This window comes from Arenicella xantha (genome assembly GCF_003315245.1).
GTDB classification, from domain to species: domain Bacteria; phylum Pseudomonadota; class Gammaproteobacteria; order Arenicellales; family Arenicellaceae; genus Arenicella; species Arenicella xantha.
The window spans coordinates 1-6,335 of record NZ_QNRT01000001.1 but is presented as its reverse complement, the minus strand read 5'-3'; the positions used below and the strand labels follow the sequence as shown (position 1 = coordinate 6,335).

The 6,335-nt window shown below is 47.4% G+C and carries 3 protein-coding genes and 1 pseudogene; all 4 read left to right on the top strand.

What is annotated here, in order from left to right:
* A partial coding sequence (locus tag DFR28_RS00020) for a YadA-like family protein (protein ID WP_211316789.1) occupies positions 1–3,220 on the top strand: 3,220 nt, incomplete at its 5' end.
* Between the two features lie 157 nt (positions 3,221–3,377).
* Positions 3,378–4,493 carry a GDP-mannose 4,6-dehydratase gene (gene gmd, locus DFR28_RS00015; protein WP_113952259.1) on the top strand — a complete coding sequence of 372 codons (1,116 nt, stop codon included), beginning with the start codon at positions 3,378–3,380 and terminating at the stop codon, positions 4,491–4,493.
* Positions 4,494–4,502: 9 nt separating this feature from the next.
* On the top strand, positions 4,503–5,474 hold the full coding sequence (gene fcl, locus DFR28_RS00010) for a GDP-L-fucose synthase (RefSeq protein ID WP_113952258.1): 972 nt from the start codon (positions 4,503–4,505) through the stop codon (positions 5,472–5,474).
* A gap of 132 nt (positions 5,475–5,606) precedes the next feature.
* A pseudogene (locus DFR28_RS00005) lies at positions 5,607–5,969 on the top strand (cupin domain-containing protein); the annotation flags it as partial.
* Between the last annotated feature and the right edge of the window lie 366 nt (positions 5,970–6,335).

The window sequence follows — 6,335 nt, the reverse complement described above, 5'->3', positions numbered from 1 at the left end:
CTCTATTGCTGGTGAAGCAAACACAGTAGAAGATGGTGATGCCAATACTGTTGCCGGTGCCGAGAATCTTGTGCTTGATAGTAATGGCAATACTGTGTCGGGTAACAATAACGAGCTTGTTGATGGCAGTAACGACAACGTTACTGCTGGCGAAGGGAATGAGTTGGATGACAGTAACCAAAATATGGTTGTTGGTGATAGCAACTCACTGGTAACGTCTGACTCGAACACTGTATCTGGTCAAGGCAATAGCTTGGACGAAGCATTCGACAACCAAGTTACAGGCTTTGAAAATAGTGTCGTGCTTTCGGAGGGCAATACAGTAGCGGGGAGTTTCAATACTGTGGACACCGTGTTCGATAACACGATTGCGGGTACTAACAATAGCCTGCTTGAAGAGTCAGACAATAATACGGTTGCTGGTGATTCAAATGTGGTTCGAGAAGATTCAAACAACAATACCGTCGCGGGTGAATCTAATACCGTACGTGAAGGATCAGACGGCAGCACCATAAGCGGCTTTGATAACACCGTACGTAATGGCGACAACAGTACAATCTCGGGCAATAGCAATACTGTTCGTGATGCTGACGACAACACGGTATCGGGTAGCGATAACTTAGTACGCGACGCTAGCAGTAATACTGTGGCAGGTACTACTAACGTGGTCCGTGATTCAAATAGCAATACGGTCGCAGGTGACGGTAATACCGTGCGCGACAATAGTAATGCGAATACCGTAGGTGGCTTGAGTAATGTGGTTGCTGATAGCAGTGATGCAAACCAAGTAGCTGGTGCCGATAATACCGTTAATGACAGTAGTCGCAACAATGTGGCGGGAGATTCGAACACGCTTCGCAATGACGCCGAAGATAACCAAGTTGCGGGTAACGACAATGTTGTTAATGACAGTGATGACAATAGCGTAGTTGGTGAAGACAACTCGGTCCGCAATGGTAGTGACGGTAACGCGGTAGCTGGCGACGGCAATACCTTAAACAACGATGCCGATGATAACTTACTAGCTGGTGAGGCAAATACGGTAAATGATAGCAATCGTAACAGTGTGGTTGGTGAATCAAACATCTTGCGTAATGATGCTGAAGATAACCAAGTTGCAGGAAATCAGAATATTGTCAACGACAGCGATGACAATGTGGTGGCGGGTAGTGAAAACGAAGTTCGCAGTAATTCCGATGCTAATCAAATAGCTGGTTCCGGAAATGAGTTAACTGACGATAGCGATCGTAATACGGTTTCTGGTACCGAGAACGTGGCGTCGCTTGATTCCGATAATAACGTGTTGTCCGGCAGTGGTAATACGCTAAGTGGCGCGGATGACAATGCTGTTACTGGCCGAACCAATGACGTAGCTGACGGTTTTGGTAATAACGTAAGTGGTTTTGATAACACGCTAAATAGTGGTAGCGATGCGAATCTCGTAACCGGTGGTGCGAATACCCTAACCGGTGATTCGAATATTACCGGTGGTGATAGCAATGCCGTGACGGGTAGTCGTAACGCGTTGTCGGGCGGCTCGAATGCGGTTGTCGGTGACGATAATATTGGTGCTGGTAGCGATAACTCGGTGACAGGTGACTCAAATGCTGCAAGCGGCACGTCGAACTCTGTTAACGGGAGTGGAAACAATGTTTCTGGTACCGGTAACCAGGTGACCGGTGGTTGGAATATTGCTAGTGGTGGTACTAACGTGGTGAATTCAAGTAACTACAATATCGTGACTGGTGAAAGCAATGCGATTAGCGATAATTCAAATAATAACGCGGTTTCAGGTAGCAATAATACCGTCACTGACAATTCCAATAACAACAGTGTTTCAGGTCAGAACAACTTCGTTGACCCGTCGGAAAATAATGACATCTCCGGAGATGGTAATACGGTTATTGATTCAAACTCTAACGCGGTATCCGGAACCAACAATACCATTGATGGTAGTGGTGCCAACCAAATTGGTGGTGACGGCAATAATATTATTGATGGCTCAGATGGCAACGCCGTGTCAGGCGCTGGTAATACTTTGTCGGGTAGCTCTGATTTCAACATTGTTGCTGGTGGCAATAATGAGTTAGGCGGCAACTCTAATAACAACTTAGTGGGTGGTGAAGGGAACCAGCTTGGCGGCAATTCAAGCAATAACAGTGTGGTGGGCAGCGGTAACTCCCTCGACAATGTGCAAGGGAGTATCGTTGGCGGCTCTAACAATTCAGTTCGAGGTGCCGATAGTCTGGTGGTTGGTACTAACGCTAGTTCAAATGGCAATAATAATGTTGTGATTGGCTTGGGTGCTCAGGCCACGCAGTCGCAAACTATCGCGATTGGTAGTGATGCGAATGGTGACGGTCGCGGCGCCGCCGGTCTAGCGGCCAATACCGTAGCCATTGGTAACGACACGATTGCTCGGCAAGCCAATGCAACAGCGCTAGGTAATGGCGCGATTGCTAGCCGACGCTCAAGCACTGCCGTTGGTGACGGCTCTCACGCTACAGGTGGCACAGGAGCAACAGCTGTTGGTATGGAGGCGCTGGCTAATGGTCAGGCAGCGACAGCGGTCGGTGCACAGTCTAATGTTTCGGCTACTGCCGCATCCGCATTCGGTTCGAATGCCAATGCCTCAGCTTTATCAGCCACGGCTTTAGGTGAAAACGCTTTTGCCGGCGGGTCGGCTAGTGTCGCTTTAGGGTCTCGATCGTTCGCATCAAATGCGAGTGGCATCGCTATTGGTAGTGGCGCCACCGCGAATGCCCAAGGTGCGATTGCGATTGGCGCTGGCGCTCAGGCTAATTTCACCAACTCAGTGTCAATTGGTGCTGGCTCGACTGTTTCGAGTGATAATGAGGTTTCTGTAGGTGCTGCGTCGGCGGAACGTCGTATTACCAACGTATCTCGCGGTATTTTTGAAACAGACGCGGTGAACCTCGAGCAGTTAGATGAAGTTAGAACTGAGGCGCGTCGTGGGGTTGCTGGTGCGGTAGCCATGGGCACGTTAATTCAGCCCTCAATGCCTGGTAAAACAACGCTAAGCGCGGGTATTGGTCAATATAAAAACCAAACCGCTTTGGGTTTAGGTATTAATCATTGGTTAAAAATGAACAGTGATCAAGACGACGCACCTAGAGTGATGATTAATGCTGGCGCATCTATGTCAGAAGGTGGCGGCGAGGACAATGTGTATCGCGTTGGAGTTGGTCTCGAGTTCTAATTTAAACTTACATTCGTGAAGCAAAACGGCGTCTCCATGGCGCCGTTTTCTGCATTAAAATACGGCGAGTGTTTGTTTTGTCTTTTAACGGTCGATTAGCTACACTTGCACGCAGTCTCATCCAGAATTCACTGGCTAACCTATCTACTCTAAATCTATGAAGAAAGCTCTTATTACTGGGATAACAGGCCAAGACGGCTCGTACCTAGCCGAACTCCTGCTCGAAAAAGGGTATGAGGTTCATGGGCTTAAAAGGCGTGCATCTTCCTTTAATACCCAGAGACTTGATCATTTAAGTGATGGTCCGGATGAGTTAACGTCGAGACTTAAGATTCACTATGGGGATCTGTCGGATGCGTCGAACTTAATACGCTTAGTCAAAGAAATAGAGCCTGATGAGATTTATAACCTTGCTGCTCAAAGTCACGTAGCGGTTTCGTTTGAGGTGCCAGAGTATACGGCTGATGTGGACGCATTGGGAACATTGCGCTTGTTGGAAGCAATTCGAATTTTGGGGTTAGAGCATAAAACGCGCTTCTATCAAGCGGCTACCTCTGAGTTGTATGGTCTTGTGCAAGAAACCCCGCAGACAGAGCAAACTCCGTTTTATCCGCGTTCACCTTATGCCGTTGCTAAACTCTATGCATACTGGATGACGGTAAATTATCGTGAGTCATACGGAATATATGCCTGTAATGGAATATTGTTCAATCATGAGTCGCCGCGTCGCGGAGGGACTTTTGTTACTCGAAAGATAACCCGCACTTTAGCGCGTATTGCTCACGGTCTTGAGACTTGCTTGTGTCTTGGTAATATGGATGCGCTGCGGGACTGGGGGCATGCTAAAGACTATGTCCGAATGCAGTGGATGATGTTGCAGCAAGAGGTTGCGGATGACTTCGTGATAGCGACCGGCAAGCAAATTTCTGTTCGAGATTTTGTGGTGTTAGCGGCTCGAGCAATTGGTGTTGAGCTGGAGTTTACTGGCAAAGGTGTCAGTGAGACGGGTACCGTTGTGTCGGTGGATCAATCTAAAGCCCCAATGGTTAATGTAGGCGATGTTTTGATTCGGGTAGACCCAAAATATTTTCGTCCAGCGGAAGTCGAAACGTTACTAGGTGATCCATCTAAGGCTCGGTCAAAGCTTAATTGGAAGCCGCAAATTACGGTCGACGTAATGTGCGCTGAAATGGTTGCTAGTGATGTTGCAGAAGCAAAACGTGATGCATTGTTGCGGAAGCATGGTTTCGTTGCGGCGAATCCAGTCGAGTAGTGCCTTATAATGCGTAAACGTGTTTATGTTGCCGGCCATCAAGGCATGGTTGGTTCAGCGATCATCAGGCAATTGCGAGAGCAGGATGAGGTCGACATCGTGACCCGGAGTCGAGCTGAATTGGATTTAACCGATCAGCGATCAGTCAACGATTTTTTCGCGTCTAATGCTATTGATGAGGTGTATCACGCAGCGGCTAAAGTCGGCGGTATATTCGCTAATAATACGTATCCCGCAGAATTTATTTATCAGAATTTAATGGTTGAGTGTAATGTGGTGGATGCGGCGTATCGCACTGGTGTGAAAAAGCTGGTGCTGTTAGGGTCGTCCTGTATCTATCCAAAGTTGGCGCCACAGCCGATGCCGGAGTCCGCTTTGCTTACTAGCTATTTAGAACCCACAAATGAACCTTATGCAATTGCCAAGATTGCCGGCATAAAGTTGTGTGAATCGTATAACCGGCAATATGGGGTCGACTATCGTAGTGTGATGCCGACTAATTTGTATGGCCAAAATGACAACTTTCATCCAACCAATAGTCACGTTATACCAGCCATGATGCTTCGCTTTCATAATGCTAAATTGACTGATGATGAGCAGGTTGTGGTATGGGGAACTGGCTCCCCCATGCGTGAGTTTATGCATGTGGATGATATGGCGAATGCCACAATTTTTGTTATGGGGTTAGATCAAGATAGCTATGATTCAGTAACCGATCCGCGATTGACACATATTAATGTGGGGACCGGCATCGACTGCACCATTCGTGAACTCGCCGAGACCATGCGAGCCGTTGTTGGTTTTGAAGGGGAGTTAGTTTTCGATGCCGACAAGCCGGATGGGGCTCCAAGGAAATTACTCGATGTTTCGAAATTGCGTGAACTAGGCTGGAGTGCTTCTGTATCACTGGAGGCCGGTTTGCAGCAAACTTATGACTGGTTCGTAAATAATCAAACACACCTTCGAGTTGGGGCTGCATGATTCCAATCACATTGTCTGGCGGTGTCGTATCTCGGTTGCCGTTAATCTTGTGCCTGATAGGGTGCTTTCGTTATCGACGGAGTGCGTGATTAGGTTTTAAAAGAAATCGTCAAGCAGTTAGAGAGTGCTAATCGATCACAGACTCGGCATCATCGAAAGGTCTATCGGCCTTGGGGTTGGTATGATTCAATAGATGTGGGGGAGCGATTTCAGGTCAAACGAATACAGGTTAAGCCGAGGGCAAAACTGTCGGTACAGCTGCATCGTCATCGTGCTGAACACTGGGTGGTCGTGCAGGGTGTGGCAGAAGTGCTAAATGGCGATAAAACTATGACGCTACTAGAGAATGAGTCAACCTACATACCAATAGGTGCGAAGCATGCATTATCTAATCCGAGCGATACGGAATTGCTGGAGATTATCGAAGTGCAAACCGGTAGCTATTTAGGCGAAGACGATATTGTTCGATTTGAGGACGACTATGGTCGAGTCTAATGTTGCCTAGTGTAGTAAGAGGCTGCTTAGCGTGTACTCAAAAGTGACTTCATAATTAGCGCGCAACACCTTTGGCTCTAAATAGCTGGGCTCTTTCTAAAGAGACATGTCTGCCTGTTGGTAAATAACGACGTTTGGAGTGCTTTAGTTGTCTGGAATCCATTAGCTGAAAATAAATCCGAAAGTGTTTGACGTGCCAAATTAAACGCGTAGAATCCGCGTTCCTCAAGACGATTGAAGCTCTTTTTAGAGAGCTGAAAACGCCTCAAAACGCCTTTGGAAATTAATTTCAAAAAGGAGTTGACCGGCGGTCATTAATGAGTAGAATGCAGCTCCCTCGAGACAGGTAATTAAGCACGGAAGATG

Bases quoted from the DNA above. Each gene is read 5' to 3' on its own strand.
- gmd (WP_113952259.1), top strand. From the start codon at position 3,378: ATGAAGAAAGCTCTTATTACTGGGATAACAGGCCAAGACGGCTCGTAC.
- fcl (WP_113952258.1), top strand. From the start codon at position 4,503: ATGCGTAAACGTGTTTATGTTGCCGGCCATCAAGGCATGGTTGGTTCA.